The sequence below is a fragment of the Rhodopseudomonas palustris HaA2 genome (assembly GCF_000013365.1).
GTDB classification, from domain to species: domain Bacteria; phylum Pseudomonadota; class Alphaproteobacteria; order Rhizobiales; family Xanthobacteraceae; genus Rhodopseudomonas; species Rhodopseudomonas palustris_J.
On the sequence record NC_007778.1, the window covers coordinates 3,955,932 to 3,970,742 of the forward strand.

Genomic DNA, 14,811 nt, shown 5'->3' on the forward strand with positions numbered 1-14,811 from the left:
GATTGGCGCCAGATCGTTGCGTCTCGCTCGTGCGCGACAATTGCCGGACCATTATGTCGGAAAACCGCACGCGCTCCGGCCGCATCCTCATCCGTCGAGCCCCAGAGTCTTCAGCCCGTCATTGAGCTGCTTGAGCCGCTCGGCATTGCCCGCCACCGCCTGCCGTGCCTGCGCCTGCGCCTGCTTCACCTTGTCGCCGTCGCCCAGCACCATATAGGCACGCACCAGCCGCAGCCATCCCTCGACGTCGTCGCCGTTCTGCTGCAGCCGGGCTGCGAGCTTGTCGACCATGCCGCGGATCATCGCGCTGCGGTCGGCCTCGCTCATGTTTTGCGCCGAAGCGATCGTCTCGTCGGGCAGCGCCGGCAGCGGCGCACCCTCGATCCGGGCGATCTGCGCCTGCAGCATCGGCTTCCACGGCGCATCGGCGGGAGCCTTTTCCAGCATCGCGCGCCACATCGCCGCGGCGTCCTTCGGCCGGCCGTCCTGCTCGGCGGCGAGGCCGAGGAAATACCTCGCCTTGACCTCGTCGGCGTTCAGCTTGACCGCGCGCTCGAATGCCGACTTGGCGTCGGCGGTGACCACCCCGCCCGCCGCCATCGACAGCACCTCGCCGAGATCGGCGTGGCGGTCCGCGGTTTCGCCGGCATAGGTCAGCGAATTTCGATAGGCGCGCGCGGCGTCGTCGAACCGACCGAGCTTGGCCAGCACCGGCGCCAGCACGGTCCAGCCGCGGCCGTCGGTCGGATTCTTCTCGAGATGCGCCTCGACCTGCGCCACCAGATTTTCGAGCGGCTGCGACGCGGCGGCGGTCTTGGTCCGGCTCGCCAGCGGATCGTCGCCCTGCATCGGCGAGCCGAGCGGCAGATAGATCGCGAGCGCCAACGCCGGCAGTCCGACCAGCGCGAACACCGCGACCCCTCGCCGCGGCCCGCGGCGCGTCGTCACCGGCGCCACGGTTTCGGGATCGGCGCTGGCCAGCAATCGCCGGCCGATTTCGACGCGGGCGGCGGAGGCTTCGGCAGGGCCGATCAGACCGATGGCGGCGTCGCGGTCGATCTCCGCAAGCTGGTCCTTGTAGACATTGGCTTCGCTGCCCTCGCGCTCGGCGCGGACGCCGCGACCGAGCGGCCACAGCACGGCGAACACCGCGACGGCCGTCATGATCGCCAACACAAACCACAAGGCCATGCGAGGAGGGTTCCGGTGAGAGCGCAAACGCCGGCTGCGACGCGGTCGAAATCCGGCCGGGTTACACCATGGCCGGACCGCCGGCGCAATTGACATTTGCGACACCGGGATACGGCACCGCAGCGCTCAAATCTTGATATGAATCAAGGTGTCGCGGTCAGCCAGCGCGCGCCGGCTTGCGCTCCACCACGACCATCGCGCTCTCGGCCGCGCGGCGCATCAGTTGCGCATAATCGTGGCCGAACAGCACTTCGCAGAACCGGATCGCGGCGAGCGCCTGCATGTGCCGGAACGGCTTCACCCGCGGTTCGCAGCCGCGCAGCGATTGCACCAGCGATTCGGTGGACTTCTCGACATATTGCTGCAGCTCGGAATAGGTCCGCAGCGTCATCTCGTTGATCGCGAGTTCGCTGGCGTAGTTGCGGCACACCGCGACGAAATCGATCAGCGCCGCCGACTCGTCGACCTCGATCTGATCGATCCGGCTGTTGGCCGAGATCTCCTTGTCGGGGCGCTGGCGCAGCAGCCGGCGCACCCGGCCGGGGACGCTCTCGATCTCGGATTTCAACGCATTGGAAATGTCGACGCGGATCGCGGCGAGCCGCTTGCCCCAGGCCGAATCGCTGCGGATGTCGAGTTCGGTGCGCAGGCCGCGAACGCCGTCATGGACCAGCTTCAGCTTCTCGGCGACGTTGCTGTAATGGCCGCGCTTGAGCTCGTCGCGCAGATCGGCGGTGAGCTGGGCGATGTCGTGGATCGCCATGGTGACGGCGACGCCGTAAGGGGTGGCGGCGACCCTGATCTCGTCGTCGGAGCCGGCCACCTTGAGCGCCAGCCGGACGATCTGCCACGGCTGGGTCAGATGCTGCAGGATCATCGTCAGCGCGAACGGCAGCAGGATCGGGGTCTGCAGCGCCGGCACGTTGAGCGCGGCGATCATCGAATGCACCTGCGAGTCGCCGAAGGTCCGCAGGTTGGACGAAAGCTTGCCGTCGAAAGCTTCGAGCGCTTCGCGGTTGGCGAGCACGGCGCCGACGCCGGGTAGGTCCTCGACCGTCGAGGGCGGTCCGACCCGCGACATCGCGCGCTGCCGGTCGACGCCCTGTTCCGGATTGATCACCTTGTCGATCGCCTCGGCCGCCGCGAGCTGCAGCTTGCGGACGAGATCGTCGATCTGCGCCGCGGTGCCGCCGCGCAGGTTGATCAGCCCGCCCTCGAATTCGCGGACCTGGGTCGGGATCGCTTCGCGCACCAGCCATTGCCAGATCGAGCTCAGCGACGCCCGGCGGACCTGGCCCGGCCGCGGCTGCTGGCTGTTGTCGATCAGGAACGGCTCCAGCACGCGGAACATCAGCCGCGCCGGATCGTCGGTGCGCGGGGCCTCGTCTTCACCGTTGCCGCGGACGATCTTGCGCAGTTCCTCGAGCACGAAGCTGGCCACCGCGACCTCTTCGCCGCGCTCCAGCGCGCGCTCGAACTCGCGCATCAGCAACGCCTGCGACTGCGGCGGGAGCTGGGCGAGGTAGTCCCTCAGCCGTTCGGTCGGTGTCTGGCTCATGCGCCCGAAAATCTGCACGCTTGCGGTCGCGCCGGCCGCACGACATGCGCGCCGGGACACTGTCTGACGAGTTAAACAGCGGCGGTGTTAAGAAGGAGTTGAGGCAGCCAGACATCGAACAGGATTGATGTTCCACATCAACCGCAACCCAGCGCCGCAACAGATTGGGCAGACTGGGCAATCGGTGATCGGGAGTAGGACGGACGCGCCCGAACGCTAGCCCGCCGCTGTCCACGGCCCGTCATTGGTCCGGCAGGCGGTGCCGCGGGCGATCTCGAGCTGGCGGCCGACCGTGACGCTGTGCGAGAAGCCGCGGCAGGTCGCGCCCTGCTTGGCATAGGCCGGCCCCGGCACGATGTTGCCATAGCGGCCGGAGGACGGGTTCTTCCACGGCACCGGGGCGCCGGATTCGCCGTGATCGAGCGCTTCGAGTTCGGCCGCATAAGCCAGCCGGCGATCTTCCGCGTTGAGCAGCGCACCGATCTTCGGCCCGATCAGCCCGCCCATGGCCGCATTGTCGACCGCGGCGGCGGCGCCATCGCCGCTCCGGCCGAAATCGGGCGCCACATTGCTGGCAAAGGAATCCACTCGCGCCGCGAGGTTGGTGGTGCGGTCGCAGCCGGCCAGCGCCAGCGCGCCGAGCAGCAGCAGCGCCGCCGACGAAGGCTTCGCCAACCGCGCCGACGGTCTCGCAGCGCTGGCGATGTCACGCGCAGGCGTCATTGCAGTCCCCAATCCATTCCCCACCAACGTCTTACCCCGAAATCCCTAACGCTCAAGGCAACGGAGCGACAAATTCGGGCGACGCTGTGGCAGCGGCCGGCTCGTTATGCCGCAGGCAGCAGCAATTCCGCGCGCAGGCCGCCGGCCGGGGCGTGGCCGAGAATCAATTCGCCGCCGTAGAGCGCTGCCAGGTCGACGACAATCGCCAGCCCCAGACCCGAGCCCGGCTTGCTCTCGTCGAGCCGCTGGCCGCGGCGGGCGACCTGCGCCTGCTCCGCCGCCGACAGGCCGCGGCCGTCGTCGTCGACGATGATCCGCAGCAGCGGCGTCGGGCCGCGTTCGGCGGTGGCCGCGATCAGCACCCGGCCGACCGCCCATTTGCAGGCATTGTCGACCAGGTTGCCGACCATCTCCTCGAGGTCCTGCCTCTCGCCGCGGAACTTCAGGCCGCCGGCGATTTCGGTGCGGAGCTGAATCGCCCGGTCGCGGTGGATCTTCTCCATCGTGCGGCGCAGCGCCTCGATCACCGGTTCGACCTCGGTGACGGTGCCGACCACGGTGAGCCGCGCGGCGATCCGCGCCCGCTCCAGATGATGCGCGACCTGGTTGCGCATGATCTCGGCCTGCTCCATCACCTTGGCGGCGAGCGGATCGCCCGGGCGCGCCGCGGCCTCATTGACCAGCACCGACAGCGGCGTCTTGATCGCATGGGCGAGGTTGCCGACATGGGTGCGGGCGCGTTCGACGATCTCGCGATTGGCCTCGATCAGCGCGTTGGTTTCGCGCGCCAGCGGCGCGATCTCGACCGGAAATTGGCCCTCCAGCCGCTCGGCGCGACCGGAGCGGATGTCGGCGATCGAATGCGAGATGCGGTTCAGCGGCGCCAGGCCGAACCGCACCTGGAAGATCGTGGTGAGCACCAGCCCGATCGACAGCGCGATGAAGGTACCTGCGAGATAGTAGTCGAAGGTCCTTGTTTCCTCGAAGATTTCGGTGGCGTCGCCGGCCACCGTGACGACGAATTTGCCGTCGGCGCCGAGATCGACCGGGCGCTCGACCATGCGCAGCGTCTGGCCCTCCGGCCCCTCGACATAGCCCTGGCGAACGCCGGAGGCGCCGAGTTCGACGCCCTGATCCGCGAGCCTCGGCAGCTTGCGGTCCCACAGCGAGCGCGAGGCGCGCGGCTCGACCTTGTCGGTGTCGGTGCGGACGATCTGCCAGTACCAGCCGGACAGCGGCAGATCGAACAGCGGCTCGCCGATCGACTGGAACTGTTCCGGTGCGGCGTCGGGCGTCGCGACTTCGGCGATGATGGTGCGCAGATAGAGATTGAGCCGCCGGTCGAACGCGCGCTCGGAGGCCTGGCGGTACACCGAGGACAGCACGATGCCGGTGATCGCCAGGATCACCACCACCCAGGCGGTGGCGGACAGAAACAGCCGGGTGGCCAGCGAGGTGGTGCGGCGGCGCGGCGGCGCGGGGACGGCCGGGCTCGGCATCAGCCCGGCTTCTGCAGCGACGCCCTCGCCCGCTCGCTCACGTGCGGTTCGCCAGCTGGGCGTCGGCCGGCGGCGGCGTCAGCAGATAGCCGAGGCCGCGCACGGTCTGGATGATGTCGACGTCGAGCTTCTTGCGGATGCGGCCGACGAACACCTCGATGGTGTTGCTGTCGCGGTCGAAATCCTGGTCGTAGAGATGCTCCACCAGTTCGGTGCGCGACACCACCCGGCCGGAATGGTGCATCAGATAGGCCAGCAGCCGATACTCGTGCGAGGTCAGCTTGACCGGATGGCCGCGGACGCTGACGCGGCCGGTGCGGGTGTCGAGCACCACCGGCCCACAGGTCAGTTCGGACTGGGCGTGGCCGGCGCTGCGGCGCAGCAGCGCGCGGATCCGCGCCAGCACTTCCTCGAGGTGGAACGGCTTGGCGACGTAGTCGTCGGCGCCGGCGTCGAAGCCCTGCACCTTGTCGCTCCAGCGGTCGCGCGCCGTCAGGATCAGCACCGGCATCGCGCGGGCGTTGCGGCGCCAGGCTTCCAGCACCGAGATGCCGTCCATCTTCGGCAGGCCGATGTCCAGCACCACCGCGTCATAGGGCTCGGTGTCGCCGAGGAAGTGCCCCTCCTCGCCGTCGAAGGCGCGGTCGACGACGTAGCCGGCGTCGGTCAGCGCGGTGGTGAGCTGGCGGTTGAGATCGGGATCATCTTCGACGACGAGCAGCCGCACCTTGAACTCCGCAGTTTCGATGCACGGGCGTTGTGACCGGCGGGAAGAAGATGAGCGGCGGCGGCGTGAATGACCGATGAACAACGCCGCCTCGCGGCCGCCTTGCGCATTACTTTTTCTTCACGACGGCCTTCACCAGCCTGTCGATGACGCCGGGGCTGTCCTGCCCGGTGGCGGCGCAGACCTTCTCGCGGGTCCGGCCGCTGACATAAACGCCTAGCACGCCGAACCGGAAAGCCCAATAGGTCGCCAACAGCGCGGTGGCGCCGATCAGCGCGTTGATGGTCTGGATGTCGCCGGTCCAGAATTCGTGCACCAGCACCGTCCACAGCGCGGCGCATTCCAGCGTCAGCTCCCAGGCATAGGCCGGCCGCCACCAGCGCTGGAACGGATCGTTCGCGACGATCTCGGCGCGGATCGTGGCCTGGGTCTCGCTGATCGCCGTGCGCTGGGTCTCGGCCTCGGCGCGGATCGCCTCGGCCCAGCGCGCTTCGGCTTCGGCGATCCGGTCCGGAGCGGCGGCGGGCAGCACGGCCTGCACCGCGGCCGGCGTCGGCTGCGGCGCGCCCAGCACGTCGGACAGGATCTGTCCCGCGGCACCGCCGAGCGGGCCGCCCAGCGCGCTGCCGAGCAGCGGCGCGCCGAGCGTGATCACCTGTTTGGCGAGATCGCTCCACTCCATGGTCAGCTCCTTTTGAAGGCCGCGGCCAGCACGGCGATGAAACGCGCAACTCGCGATGGCGTCGGCTGCGGCCGCGTCGGCGCAACCGGCAGCTCCGGCGCGAGCGGCGGCGATGCGGCCATCGCGATCGGGCCCTCGCCCAGCGCCGCTTTCCATTTCGCCAGCCAGGCCTTGCGCTGCGACAGCCCGATGGTGCCGCCGTTGAGCCTGCGCGTGACGCCGGTGACGTCGTCGGCCGCGGCGAACGGCAGACAGCCGCAGGCGACGAAATCGGCGACGCCGCACAGCAGGAAATGGCGAGGATCGTTGACGAGGTCGGGCTGCCGGACCAGATCGAGCCCGGTCACCCTGGCGAGCCGCGCATAGCCCTCTCGTCCGGTGGTCTGACACGCGCCGCGGCCGCGGAAATTCCAACCGTCGTCGGACCCCGGGGCATTGCCCATCCGGCCGTTATAGACCTTGGCGGCGAGCACCGGCGGATTGTGCGCATAGGGCGCAGCACTCTGCAGCGTGCGGAAGCGCGACGGCCACACCTGCATCATCCGCGTCGCGGAGTAGTTCAGGTTCTCGACGATGTCGCGCCCCGCCCCGCATTCGTGGCTGATCTGCGCCATGACATGCGCGACCAGGAGCGGCGTATCGATGCCGTAGCGGGCGAACACCTCGGAGGCCGAGCCGATCATCCCGGCGCGCAACCCGGCAATCTTCTGGTCCCCGTTGGGCCACAGGCGCGTCAAGGCCGCGCCGAAGTCGGACGCGACGCGATGGCGCACGATCGCGCCCGTTGAATCGGGATTTGGCATATCCGCTCTCCAAGAACATGAAGGATTGGCGCCGGCCGGGCTGTGCCGACTGACGCGACGGGAAAGGTCGGCTGACGACAGTCGCGACGGCAATCTCATGGCGCCTGATCGAGCTGCCGGCGCTTCGACTGAAATCTCGACTTTCGCCAGGGCCTGACCAGTCCGTCAAAGCCCGCGCCGGTTCCAGCGCCAACCCAGCACCGCGATGTTGAGAATGGTGCCGACGGCGACGGCGCGCGCCTTGATCTGCCGCGAGGCGTCGGCGCGCACGAAGGTGGTGAGGCCGACGAACAGCCCGTTGGGTGAGACGATGGTGCCGAGCGGGCTCGCCGAATTGGCGGTCGGTGTCATGTCGGCCGCCGACGGATGCCGCAAATACACCGACGATGTGTTGGCGCTGTTGAATGCCGAGACGTTGGCGATCACCTGCACCTCGATCGCCGGCACATTGACGAGCGTGATCGTGATCGAGGAGGTGCCGAGGCTGGCGGTGGTGTAGTCGATCGCCGGCACGGCGTCCCACATCACGGTGTCGCCGTCGTCGAAGGCATGGAACGCCATGATCTGCGACGCGCCGTTGGTCCGGAACGCGCCGATCAGCCGGGCCTTGCTGAAACCGGCCGGCAGCGTCGGCGATGTCGGCGATTTCGACGTCAACACATCGACCGCGCCGGTGTCCGGGCGTTTGATCAGGAAGACGTAGTACCAGGTCGAGGCGGCGAGCGCGGTGTAGCCCGCCGCGCCGTCCGCCGCGCCGTTGCCGGTGCCGGCCGTCCAGACGGCGTTGGCGTTCTTGGTGACGGCGGCGATCTTCATCAGCGTCGTCGCGTCGGCCGACACCGCCGCGCCGGCCGAAACCGCGATCACCGTGTCGGGGCTCGTCGCATCGTTCGACACCACCGCGCCGCTGATGTGGCCGCGCAGCAGCGACAGGTCGCCGCCGCCGAGATTGGCCAGCGCCTGGTCCTGCTGCGCCGCGGTCAGCGATTGCGGGCCGGAATGGATCACGCCGCCGGAATTGCCGCCCGCGATCGGCCGCCAGCGCGCCGCGGTGCCGTCGTAGCGCAGGATCGCGGCCTGCTTGCCGGCGACGATCAGCGGCCCGCCGAGTGCGAAGCGGTTGGCCGCTGCCGACGCCGCCGCCTCGTCCAGCAGCGTGATCGGCTGGCTGCCGACATTGATCACGGTGACGACGCGGCCTTCGACGCCGCCGGCCAGCCCGGAGAGCTGTCGCGCGGCATCGGACCAGAGCTGCAGCACCGCCGCCGCCGCGAGCCCGGGGGCATCATAGTCGTCCTGATCGCTGCCCAGCGGCGGCGGCGCCACCACGCCGGTGAGCGCGATGCCCCGCGGCAGCGTCGCGTTGCCGCTGACGGGATCGATCAGCAGGGCGTCGACGAAGCTCGCGCCGTCGGCGGAAATCTTCAGCCGGAACGCATCGGAGCCGACCAGGCCGAATTCGGCGCGGCCCGAATAGGCGTTGGAGAACACCACCGAGGCGGTGTTCGCGGCGCTGTCCTTGGACAATTGCAGACGGACGTCGCCGCTGCCGCCGGCGGCCGGGTCGATCGCGGCGAACAACGCGGCGTCGGATTTGACGCTGAGCAGGTTCGGCGCGGCGGCCGTGGTATTGACGCCGAGCGACGGCGCGTTGGCGAGCGACATTTGCAGATCGCGCCACTGTGCGCCGTCGAACACCAGCAGCCCATCGTCGGCGACCGACCACACGCACCAGCCCTGTTTCGGCGCGAGGAACGCCCAGGCGCCGTCCTGCCAGGTCGCGACCGCATCCGCCTGCCCGCTCCAGGCGCCGCTCGCGCCGGCGGCGACGATGTGGCGCGCGCCCTCGGCCGGGCTCGGCGGCGGCGCCGTGCGATCGCGATCGGCGACCGCGATCTGGATCGCGGCGTCGAGAATCCGCAGCGCCTCGTTGTGGGTGACGTGCTTCTGCGCCTGGCTCGCCTCGATGAAGGGCAGCCCGAGATTGGCGGTGGCGGTCATGACGTTTTCCCCTCGTCTAAAGTGCGAGCGTCGCGTCGGCGGCGAAGCCGCGGCCGACGCCGGCGGAGAGTTGCGCGACGCGGACGCGCAGGCCCTGTTGCGGCGCGCCGAAATCGGCGAGTTCGGAAGCCGCCGGATACAGCGCCTGCGGCGCGGCGCTGCTGAGCGTGCGAACCAATGCGCCGTCCGGTGCGAGGATGTCGATCACATAGGCCTCGCTGGCCTCGCCGAGCGGCACCTCGAGGCCCCAGCCATCGCCGTCGATCCGGGTGCGGCGGATCCACGACAGATTCACGCCATCGACCTCGCGCCTGGCCCTCAGATGCACCGGCGCCAGCGGCCGCAGCGCCGTCGGCCCCGGCGTCACGCTCAGCGTCACCGCGCTGGCATCGTCGTGGCTGCGTCCCGCCGCAACCACGCGCAACGCCTTCGCCCGCCCGAGCGCGTCGAGCCCGCGCGCCAACGGCACCAGATGCCGGTCGAGCAGCACGAACGGCACGCCGGCCGGCACCGGGTCGCGCATCGCCTGCTCGCTGCCGGCCTGGCCGCGCAGCAGCCGCGACAGCAAGTACGTGTTGCCGTCGATCAGTTCGGCCTGCGCGAATTGGAGGATCTCCCACTCGCCGTCGGGGTTCTGCACCGCCGCGGCGTTGCCGCCGTCGAGCACCCGCGCCTCCGACAGCGACGACAGCGCGCCGCCGAGAATCCGCACCCGCAGCCGGTTGCCGCGGTCCCACACCGCCACAGGCCCGCGCGGCAGCGGATCGAGCGTCTCGCCGATGATCGCGCGCACCGTCGCGCTCGCCAGCGGCTGATAGCTCGCGCCGTCGGCGGACGCGTAGATCACTTCCGATCCCGGCCAGGGATTGGCGAACACCGCGAGCCGCGTCAGTACGTCCGGCGCGGTGTTGTCGATCACCGGCAGGTCGAGCGCCACCACATGCGCCGGCCCCAGCGCCGCCGGGATTGCCGGCGTGATCCGGCGCGGCGCGCGCTGCGGCAGCGCGAACACTTCGGGGTCGATGCTGCGCGCCTTGACGGCGCGCGATTGGGTGTCGACCACTTCGCTGATCTCGAACAGCCGCCGCCGATCGTTCAGCGTCAGCGCCACCACATCGCCGGGCGCCAGCGCCAGACGCTGCGGCCCGAGCGCGAAGCTCGCGGTCTCGCGTCCGGCCCACAGATCCTGCAGGAAGATCTCGGCGCGTCGCGCCGCGGCGGCGTCGTTGGTCACCACCGCGAGATCGGCGTGGACGATGCGATGCGCGCCGCCGACCAGCCGGCGCGACGCCGCCGCGGCGCGGCGATAGTCGGCGATCGCGTCGGTGAAGCCGAACGCCACCTCGAGCGGCAGCTCGGTCTCCTGCGCCCGCGTCAGCCGCGACAAGGCGCCCTTGTCCGGCAGCACCAGATCGTCCTCGGTCAATTCGGCCACCGGCGCGCCGCCGCGCTGCACGAAGCGCAGCGTGCCGTCGGCCGCCGTGGCGTCGAACGCGTAGGCCATCGCCAGCGGCTCGATCATCGCCCGCGGCGTCATCGGCCGGTCGACCACATAGCCGTCGCAGGCGTCGCGCAACGCGCTCGCATCGACGCCGACGACGCCGCTGTCGGCGCAGAGCTGCGCCACCAGCGCATCCAGCGGCGCATTGCCGAGCCGCCCGGTCAGCCAGTGCCCGCTCTGCCAGTTCGGCGCGTCGCTCCAGACCTCGTCGGCGGCCGGAAACACCGGATAGGGCCGCGCGTCCCAGCTCCACAGATGGATCGCCGACGGATCGATCATCCGGCCGCCATACACCGGCGACAGCGGATTGCGCGCCTCGCTGGCGCCGAACACCGGATCGAACGCGGCGAGGATCGCTTCGAGATAGCGCCGCTGGATCAGGTCGTCGCGGTCGCCGCTGGAGAAATACGGCGCGTAGTTCTCGCTGGATTTCGGATCGGGAAACACGCTCGGCTGGTTGGCGCCCTTGTCGACCGCGGGGCAGCCGACTTCCGTCAGCCACACCGGCTTGCTCATCGGCGCCCACGCGGTCGGCGCGGCGAGCTCGACGCCGCCGACGCGTTCGTGATGCGGCTGCGACCAGAAGCTCTTGATGTCCTTGACCCGGAAGGTCCACGGCTTGCCGAGCCCATCGGTGATCGGCACGCGGCTTTGCGCCACGCGCGCGGCCTCGTCCGGATAGTACCAGTCGAATGCCTCGCCGGCGGTGACGTTGCGGTCGAGATAGAGGCGGTCCCAGGTCGAAGCGGCGATCGCCGCGTCGAGATGGCCGGCGTCGTCGCGCCAGTCGGCGAGCGGCGCGTAGTAGTCGATCCCGATCACGCCGATCGCGGGCGCTGCCCACAGCGGATCGAGCGGAAACCGCACTTCGGAAGCGTCCGGCGTGACGACGTCGGCGCCGTATTCGGTCCAGTCCGCCGCATAGGTGACGAGCGTGCCGCCGCCGACGATCGCTTTCACGTCGTTCGCCAGCGCGACGAGCTGCTGCACCGCCGGATACACGCCCGCGCCGGAGCGCACCCGCGTCAGCCCGCGCAGCTCCGAGCCGATCAGGAACGCATCGACGCCGCCGGCCTCCGCGCAAAGCCGCGCGTAGTGCAAAATCATCCGGCGATAATTCCAGTCGCCGCCGGCGAAGAAACTGTCGACCTGCGCCGCCGCCGTCGCGCTACCCTGCGGCGAGCCGGCCACGCCCGGCGCCGGATCGCAACTGATCCGCCCGCGCCACGGATAAGGCGGCTGCGGCGCGGCGCCGGTCCACGGGTTCGGCAGGCTGTTAGCAGCCGGCACGTCCATCATCACGAACGGATAGAACGTCACCTTCAGCCCGCGCGCCTTCAGCTCGCCGATCAGATGTCGCACGCTGTCGTCGGACGGCGTGCCGCCAAAGGCGGGGCGGCCGTCGACCTGCGACACCAGCCAGGCATTGCCGCGGTGCGCGCCGTCGACCGACCAGCTCGCGCCGGCGACCCATTTGTCGCGGTTCTCGACGCCCGGCCGCACGCTGCACTGGCCGGCGCGCAGATCGGAGCCGAACCACGCCACCACGATCGCGACGCGCTCCAGCCGCGGGCACACGCCCTGCAATTCGTCGAGCGAGGCGACCACGTCGGAGACCGCGTGGGCGACGTGGCGGTTCTCCGGCGTCGAGGTGCCTCGGTCGAGGATCTGCACCAATGTCGACGGCTCGTAGCCGTATTCGGTGGTGCCGGGGATCAGCGTCACCGCGCGCACCATCTGTTCGAGCCCGCCGATCGGCCGCACGATCTCGAACGACATTTGCGGAATCCGGTTGCCGTAGTCGGCCAGCGGCAGCCGCTCGAACACCACATAGGCCAGCCCGCGATAGGCCGGCGCGTTGGCGGCGCCCTCCTTGGCGACGATCAGACCGTCCGGTGCCTGGTCCTCGCCGCCGTGATGGATGCGAAGCCCGAGGCCCGACAGATCGAGCGGCTTGCCGTCGGCCCAGATCCGCGCGACGCGGCCGATCGGCCCCTCGCACAGCCCGACCGCGAAATTGGCGAAATACGCGTAGGTCGTGGTGGTCGTCGTCGCGCCGCCGCCGAGACCCTTGCCGCCGCTGGACGAACTTTCCTCGGAGGTGATCACCTCCTCGAGTTGCGTCGCCCAGATCACCTGCCCCGCCAGCCGCACCCGGCCGTAGACCCGCGGGATCGGCGCGCCTTCGGTCGAGGCCATCACCTCGAGATCCGCCAGCCGCGGCCCCTCGACCGATTTCGACCCGGCGCCGAACAGCGACTGATCCAGCGCATTGCCGATCAGCGCCCCCGCGATCCGCCCGGCCATCGCGCCGACCGGCCCGAACACCGCACCAGCCGCCGCACCGGCGACCGAAAGAACAAGAGCTGCCATGGTTGTTACTTCGTGTGAGCGTGGGACGGCGGGCATGGGTTTGCCGATCGCCGAACGAAAGAGCGGAACCAAAGAGCAGAACGATGAGTTCGCCCCGCGGCACGGCGCGCTCCCTCGCCCCGCCCTTGCGGGGAGAGGGTTGGGGTGAGGGGCTGCTGACTCCGCGACACGGCGAAACGGGAGACCAACGACGATCCGCTCGGCCGCGGCGAGGCGCCCCCTCACCGGACCAGCTTCGCTGCGCTTCGCCGGTCGACCTCTCCCCGCACGCGGGGAGAGGTGACGACGCGCCCAGCCGCCTGCTCTCAATCCTTCACGCCCGGAAAACCGAACGCATACGCCAACCGTCTCCGCCACCACGGCGCGATCGCGATCTCGCACACCGCCGCGCCGTCATGGGCGTGGATCATCGTCGTGGACGAACTGGCGATCGCGACGTGCTTGGCGACGTAGCCGTCGCGCCATCGGAACAGCAGCACGTCGCCGGCGCGGAAATCCTCGCGCGCGATCGGCACGAGGTGGCGCAGCGCGGCCTCCGCCAGCGTCTCCGCACCCTGCGCCTCGGCCCAGTCCGGCGCGTAAGGCGGCGGCGCTTCCGGCTCGTCGCCGATGCAGCCGCGCCAGACGCCGCGCACCAGGCCCAGGCAATCGCAGCCGACGCCCTTCACCGAGGCCTGATGCCGATAGCGCGTGCCGATCCAGCTCCGCGCCTCGGCGACCACCGCGTCGCGGGTGAGAATTGTGCTCATGTCGTCTCTCTCGTGAAATCGCCGCTCGACTGGACCGACCGAACGCGCGCCTGCTAGCCGATGCCACCGCCGCCCGCGCCGCCGCCGCCGATCGAGCCGCCGCCGTGGCCGGGCGAGCCGGGCACCGGATAGCTGACGACGAAATCATTGCCGGGGATCTGCGGGAAGCCGCGGAAATTCACCGCGTTGCCGAAGCGGTCGCGGCAGGTCGCGAATTGTTTGTCGCAGCCCGCGGTGACGACGAAGCCGTCGCCGACCGCGATCGGCTCGGCCATCGCCTGCCACAGCGACAGCCGGGCGCCGCCTCCGACGCGGCGGTGCAACTTGACCTCGATCGCCGAACCGCCATTGGCGCCGCTGCTCCAGATCAGCCGGCCGGCGCTGAACAGCCCCGCTGCGTATCCGTCGAGACCGGACACCGCGAAGGTCGAGGTGCCGAACGTCGCCACGACATGACCCGCGGCGCGCAAGGCCGGCTGGTTGAGATCGACGCGGCAGCGGCCGTCGCCGAGATCGGCGCCGCACCCGGCGGTGTACAGCCGGCCGCTTTCCTGCGACAGCAGATCGGCCAGCCCGCGCAGCTCCGCGGTGAACGCCCGCCCCTCGCGCCGCACCTCGCCGAGCGCACCGCGCGCGGTCAGCAGCCGCAGCGACGGATCGCTCCAGTCGACCAGCCAGGTCTCGACCGCGGCGCCATCGAAGCGCCCGGCGGCGAGGTCGGCCTCGCGCAGCAGATCGTCGGACAAGGCGCCGGAAATTTCCGCGCCGTCGACCGACAGATCGAACCGCTGCGCCGCCTCCGACGCGGCCAAGCCGGTGCCGGCGCGGCAACTCACGCCGCCGACGACCAGATCGCGATCATGATCGGTGAAACCGAGCACACCGCCGTCGCGCCGCCGCACGATCCAGCACTGAGCGAGCGTGGTGACGCCGGAAGAGAGTTTGGATTGGAGGGCCGAGGGAATGGAGCGCATGGACGATCACCTGTTCTTTCCTTCTCCCCT

At 70.1% G+C, this 14,811-nt stretch carries 11 protein-coding genes; all 11 read right to left on the reverse strand.

Annotation, left to right across the window (positions count from 1 at the left end):
* Window positions 1-87 precede the first annotated feature (87 nt).
* The 11 genes from ccmI to RPB_RS17460 all read right to left on the reverse strand — a co-directional run bounded on the left by ccmI (window position 88) and on the right by RPB_RS17460 (window position 14,781).
* Window positions 88-1,191 carry a c-type cytochrome biogenesis protein CcmI gene (ccmI, locus tag RPB_RS17410; RefSeq protein WP_011442330.1) on the reverse strand — a complete coding sequence of 368 codons (1,104 nt, stop codon included), beginning with the start codon at window positions 1,189-1,191 and terminating at the stop codon, window positions 88-90.
* A gap of 157 nt (window positions 1,192-1,348) precedes the next feature.
* Window positions 1,349-2,749, reverse strand: a complete 1,401-nt coding sequence (locus tag RPB_RS17415) for a hypothetical protein (protein WP_011442331.1) — start codon at window positions 2,747-2,749, stop codon at window positions 1,349-1,351.
* A gap of 216 nt (window positions 2,750-2,965) precedes the next feature.
* Window positions 2,966-3,472, reverse strand: a complete 507-nt coding sequence (locus tag RPB_RS17420) for an RT0821/Lpp0805 family surface protein (RefSeq protein WP_011442332.1) — start codon at window positions 3,470-3,472, stop codon at window positions 2,966-2,968.
* A gap of 104 nt (window positions 3,473-3,576) precedes the next feature.
* Complete coding sequence (locus tag RPB_RS17425; protein ID WP_011442333.1) at window positions 3,577-4,971, reverse strand: sensor histidine kinase; 1,395 nt, start codon at window positions 4,969-4,971, stop codon at window positions 3,577-3,579.
* A gap of 37 nt (window positions 4,972-5,008) precedes the next feature.
* Window positions 5,009-5,698, reverse strand: coding sequence for a response regulator transcription factor (locus RPB_RS17430; protein WP_041798317.1), 690 nt, complete (start codon window positions 5,696-5,698; stop codon window positions 5,009-5,011).
* A 109-nt stretch (window positions 5,699-5,807) separates the two neighbouring features.
* Window positions 5,808-6,380 carry a 3TM-type holin gene (locus RPB_RS17435; protein ID WP_011442335.1) on the reverse strand — a complete coding sequence of 191 codons (573 nt, stop codon included), beginning with the start codon at window positions 6,378-6,380 and terminating at the stop codon, window positions 5,808-5,810.
* A 2-nt stretch (window positions 6,381-6,382) separates the two neighbouring features.
* Complete coding sequence (locus RPB_RS17440; RefSeq protein WP_011442336.1) at window positions 6,383-7,183, reverse strand: glycoside hydrolase family 19 protein; 801 nt, start codon at window positions 7,181-7,183, stop codon at window positions 6,383-6,385.
* A gap of 165 nt (window positions 7,184-7,348) precedes the next feature.
* Window positions 7,349-9,184, reverse strand: coding sequence for a DUF2793 domain-containing protein (locus tag RPB_RS24905; RefSeq protein WP_011442337.1), 1,836 nt, complete (start codon window positions 9,182-9,184; stop codon window positions 7,349-7,351).
* Window positions 9,185-9,200: 16 nt separating this feature from the next.
* Window positions 9,201-13,058 (reverse strand): baseplate multidomain protein megatron, encoded by a 3,858-nt coding sequence (locus RPB_RS17450; RefSeq protein ID WP_041798318.1) that lies wholly within the window; start codon window positions 13,056-13,058, stop codon window positions 9,201-9,203.
* Between the two features lie 305 nt (window positions 13,059-13,363).
* Window positions 13,364-13,807 carry an NlpC/P60 family protein gene (locus tag RPB_RS17455; protein ID WP_011442339.1) on the reverse strand — a complete coding sequence of 148 codons (444 nt, stop codon included), beginning with the start codon at window positions 13,805-13,807 and terminating at the stop codon, window positions 13,364-13,366.
* A gap of 53 nt (window positions 13,808-13,860) precedes the next feature.
* Window positions 13,861-14,781, reverse strand: coding sequence for a DUF2163 domain-containing protein (locus RPB_RS17460; RefSeq protein ID WP_011442340.1), 921 nt, complete (start codon window positions 14,779-14,781; stop codon window positions 13,861-13,863).
* Window positions 14,782-14,811 lie beyond the last annotated feature (30 nt).

Bases quoted from the DNA above. Each gene is read 5' to 3' on its own strand.
- RPB_RS17460 (WP_011442340.1), bottom strand. From the start codon at position 14,781: ATGCGCTCCATTCCCTCGGCCCTCCAATCCAAACTCTCTTCCGGCGTC.
- RPB_RS17415 (WP_011442331.1), bottom strand. From the start codon at position 2,749: ATGAGCCAGACACCGACCGAACGGCTGAGGGACTACCTCGCCCAGCTC.
- ccmI (WP_011442330.1), bottom strand. From the start codon at position 1,191: ATGGCCTTGTGGTTTGTGTTGGCGATCATGACGGCCGTCGCGGTGTTC.
- RPB_RS17455 (WP_011442339.1), bottom strand. From the start codon at position 13,807: ATGAGCACAATTCTCACCCGCGACGCGGTGGTCGCCGAGGCGCGGAGC.
- RPB_RS17450 (WP_041798318.1), bottom strand. From the start codon at position 13,058: ATGGCAGCTCTTGTTCTTTCGGTCGCCGGTGCGGCGGCTGGTGCGGTG.
- RPB_RS24905 (WP_011442337.1), bottom strand. From the start codon at position 9,184: ATGACCGCCACCGCCAATCTCGGGCTGCCCTTCATCGAGGCGAGCCAG.
- RPB_RS17420 (WP_011442332.1), bottom strand. From the start codon at position 3,472: ATGACGCCTGCGCGTGACATCGCCAGCGCTGCGAGACCGTCGGCGCGG.
- RPB_RS17435 (WP_011442335.1), bottom strand. From the start codon at position 6,380: ATGGAGTGGAGCGATCTCGCCAAACAGGTGATCACGCTCGGCGCGCCG.
- RPB_RS17425 (WP_011442333.1), bottom strand. From the start codon at position 4,971: ATGCCGAGCCCGGCCGTCCCCGCGCCGCCGCGCCGCCGCACCACCTCG.
- RPB_RS17440 (WP_011442336.1), bottom strand. From the start codon at position 7,183: ATGCCAAATCCCGATTCAACGGGCGCGATCGTGCGCCATCGCGTCGCG.